Annotated in this window: 4 protein-coding genes; 3 read left to right on the top strand and 1 reads right to left on the bottom strand. The window is 80.7% G+C overall.

The window, feature by feature from the left end; all coding sequences use genetic code 11:
• Positions 1–48: 48 nt before the first annotated feature.
• Positions 49–273, bottom strand: coding sequence for a DUF3107 domain-containing protein (locus tag ACRYM0_RS20560; RefSeq protein ID WP_432496653.1), 225 nt, complete (start codon positions 271–273; stop codon positions 49–51).
• Between the two features lie 165 nt (positions 274–438).
• On the opposite strand from ACRYM0_RS20560, the gene ACRYM0_RS20555 reads away from it, so the two are divergent.
• The 3 genes from ACRYM0_RS20555 to ACRYM0_RS20545 form a co-directional block, all read left to right on the top strand.
• On the top strand, positions 439–1,242 hold the full coding sequence (locus tag ACRYM0_RS20555; RefSeq protein WP_432507707.1) for a DUF3152 domain-containing protein: 804 nt from the start codon (positions 439–441) through the stop codon (positions 1,240–1,242).
• Positions 1,243–1,250: 8 nt separating this feature from the next.
• Complete coding sequence (locus ACRYM0_RS20550) at positions 1,251–1,598, top strand: MGMT family protein (protein WP_432507706.1); 348 nt, start codon at positions 1,251–1,253, stop codon at positions 1,596–1,598.
• A 43-nt stretch (positions 1,599–1,641) separates the two neighbouring features.
• Positions 1,642–3,657: UvrD-helicase domain-containing protein (locus ACRYM0_RS20545; RefSeq protein ID WP_432507705.1), on the top strand; the 2,016-nt coding region annotated here is incomplete at its 3' end.

Genomic DNA, 3,657 nt, shown 5'->3' with positions numbered 1-3,657 from the left:
CCGCGGGCGCACCCCGGTGCGCCCGCGGGGGCGCCGGCGCGGCCGGCGTCAGGACAGGCCGAAGCCGACCTTGCGCACCTCCGCAGCGCCGACGTCCACGTAGCCGAGCGAGGCCACCGGCACGACCAGGGTGCGGCCCTTCTCGTCCTTCAGCTGCAGCACGGTGCCCTCGCTGAGCGCCGCGGTGACCGCCGACGTGATCTCCTCGCTGGTCTGCGCCGACTCGAACACCAGCTCGCGCGCCACGTTCTGCACGCCGATCCGAACCTCCACCGCTGTCCCTCCCGGGTCGTCGATCGGGCCGGCACCGCCCGTGCTCGGGGGTGCGGTCGTCCCGCGAGGCTAGTCGGAGCCGCGCCCGCCGACCGCGCCGGTGCGGCGGGAGTTCGCCGCCAGCGGACGGGGACGCCGGCCACGGGCGGGTGGCATGCTCGGTGCGTGCTCGCCGGACGCCCGCCCTCCGCCCGACGCGGGCCCTCCCCCCAGGCCTCCCGCCGGGGCCTGCTGCTGGCCGGGGCCGCCGTGCTCGCCGGTGCCGGCTGCACCGGCGCGCGGGACGCGGCCGGCGGCTCCGCCTCGGCGGCCACCGGCCCCGGCACCCCCGCGCCGACGTCGACCGCCGCGCCGACGCCGACGACGACCCCGACGCCCACCCTGCCGCCCGGGCTCACCGAGGCGGACGTGGCGGCCGGGGTGCTGCAGCGGCAGGTGCCCGGCAGCGGCGGGGGAGCCCTGGACGTGGTGCCCGGCTCGGTGCCGGCGCCGGCCTCCGCGCGCGTGCGCACCCTGCGCGTGGAGGTCGAGCGGGACCTCGTGACCGCCGGTGTGCTCGATCCCGCGGCGTTCGCCGACTTCGCGCTCGGGGTGCTCAACGACCCCCGCGGCTGGGGCGCCGGCGGCGCGACGAGCTTCGAGCGCACCGACGGCGAGGCGGAGCTGCGCCTGGTGCTCGCCACCCCGGACACCTCCGCCGCGCTGTGCCGGCCGCTGCGCACCATGGGCACCCTGTCGTGCCGGGTGGGCGACGCGGCCGTGCTCACCTGGTACCGCTGGGTGGAGGCGATCCCCGACTACGGCGAGGACCGCACCGGGTACCGCCAGTACCTCGTCAACCACGAGGTCGGGCACCTGCTGGGCCACGGCCACGAGCCGAACCCCGGCGCGGGGCGGCTGGCCCCGGTGATGATGCAGCAGACCAAGGGGCTGGACGGCGCCCTGCCCAACCCCTGGCCGAACCCCTGAGGCCCGGGGTGGGCGCTCGCGACCCGCTGGCCCTGCCCGCGCGCGCCGAGGAGGTCCTGGAGGTCGTCGAGGCCATCCCCGCCGGCCGCGTGCTGACCTACGGCGACGTCGGTGAGCTCGTCGGCGACCGCGGGCCCCGCTTCGTGGGCAACGTGCTGGGCCGCTTCGGCTCCGGCCTGCCGTGGTGGCGGGTGCTGCGCGCCGACGGCAGCGCGGCACCGCCCCTGGCGGCGCGGGCGGTGCCGCGCTGGCGGGCCGAGGGCACGCCGCTGCGCCGCGACGACGCCGACCCCGTGCTGGTGCGGGTGGACCTGGCCGCGGCCCGCTGGGACGCCGCGGGGTTCGAGGGCCCGTGAGCTGCGGGCCGCCCCCGGGGACGTGTCGGAGGGGTGTGGTGGCATGACGGACGTGCTGACGGAGGACGCGGGCGGAGGCGGCGGTGCGCCGTCCGGCGGGTGGGGCGGTCCCGGCGGGAGCGCGGCGCGGCGGGGTGCGCCGGTGCCGCTGCTGCGCCGCGAACCGCGCGAGGGCCTGCTGCACCCCGAGCTGGACGCCACGCAGCGCGCCGTCGTCGCCGGCCGCCCGGGCAGCGGCCCGCTGGTCCTGCGGGGTGCGCCCGGCACGGGGCGCACCACCACGCTGCGCGCCCTGGTCACCGCCCGCGTCGAGCGCGACGGGCTCGCCCCCGACCGCGTCCTGGTCCTGGCCCCCGGCCGCCGCGAGGCGGGCGGCCTGCGCGACGAGCTGTCCCTGGCGCTGCGGCGCACCCTCGGCCAGCCAGCGGCGCGCACGCCGCAGTCGTACGCGTTCGGCCTGCTGCGCGCCGGGCACGCCCGCCGCGGGGACCCGCCGCCGCGCCTGATCTCCGGCGCCGAGCAGGACTCCATCCTCGCCGAGCTGCTCGCCGGTCACCTGGAGGCCACGGCCGCCGGTGTCGACGACGCCGTCACCGGCGTGTTCGAGGACGCCCTGCGGACCGCCGGTCGGCTGGAGGCGGTGCGCGCCCCCGAGTGGCCGCCGGACGTCCCGCGCGACGCGTGGGGCCTGCGCAGCTTCCGCAACGAGCTGCGCGACCTGCTGATGCGCGCCGTCGAGCGCGGCCTGGACGCGCAGGACCTCGCCGAGGTCGGCGCGCGGCACGGCCGTCCCGAGTGGGCGGCGGCCGCGTCGGTGCTCCGGGAGTACGTGGGTGTGACCGCCTTCGACCCCGCCCGCGCCAACGCCTACGACCCCGCGTCCGTCCTCGACGAGGCCGTCGCGCAGCTGCTGTCCTCCCCGGAGCTGCTGGCCGCCGAGCGCGACCGCTGGCAGCTGGTCGCCGTCGACGACGCCCACGAGCTGTCCGAGGCCGGCCTGCGCCTGGTGGAGGCGGTGGCCGGGGGCGGGCGCGACCTGCTGCTCGTCAGCGACCCCGACTCGGTGACCCAGGGCTTCCGCGGTGCGGACGCCCGGGCGGCCTCGACCCTGGCCGAGAGGTTCCGGGCGGCCGACGGCGGCCCCGCCCCGACCGTCGTGCTGGGCACCTCCCACCGCCAGCAGCCGCTGGTGCGCGCCGTCACCGCGGCGGTGGCCACCCGCATCGGCGCCCTCGGCGGCGCCCCGCAGCGCGCCGCGCTGCCCGGCCGCGTCCCCGGGGCGGGGTCGGCCCCCGGGGGCGTGGAGGTGGCCGTGCTGGGCTCACCCACCCAGGAGGCCTCCTGGATCGCCCAGCGGCTGCGCCGCCGCCACCTGCTGGACGGCGTGCCGTGGTCGTCCATGGCCGTGGTGGTGCGCTCGGCCGGCCACACGGCCGCGCTGCGCCGCGGGCTGACGGCGGCCGGGGTGCCGCTGGCGGTCCCGCTGGCGGAGGTCCCGGTGCGCGACGAGCCCGCCGTGCGCCCCCTGCTGAGCGCGATGGAGGTCGTGCTGCACCCCGCCGGCCTCACCGTCGAGCTCGTCCGCGACCTCGTCACCTCACCGCTGGGGGGTGCCGACGTGGTGGCGCTGCGGCGGTTGCGGCAGTGCCTGCGCCGCGCCGAGCTCGCCGCGGGCGGCGGGCGCACCGGCGACGCCGTCCTCGCCGCCGCCCTGGCCGGGGTGCTCGCCGGTGCGCACCGCGCCGACGACCCCGCCACCGCCGACGTGGCGCTCCTGGCGGACGAGGACCCCGCGCTGCGCCCGGCGCAGCGGCTGGCCGCGGTGCTGCAGGCCGGGCGGGCCGCCGCGACCGCGCCCGGCGCCGACGCCGAGCAGGTCCTGTGGGCGCTGTGGGAGGCCAGCGGGCTGGGGCCGCGCTGGCAGCGCGCCGCGCTGGCCCGCGGTGGGGGGGGGGGGGGGGGGGGGGGGGGGGGGGGGGGGGGGGGGGGGGGGGGGGGGGGGGGGGGGGGGGGGGGGGGGGGGGGGGGGGGGGGGGGGGGGGGGGGGGGGGGGGGGGGG

The sequence above is a fragment of the Kineococcus arenarius subsp. arenarius genome (assembly GCF_050871845.1).
Classification (GTDB): domain Bacteria; phylum Actinomycetota; class Actinomycetes; order Actinomycetales; family Kineococcaceae; genus Kineococcus.
This window is presented reverse-complemented; position numbering and strand designations above follow the sequence as displayed.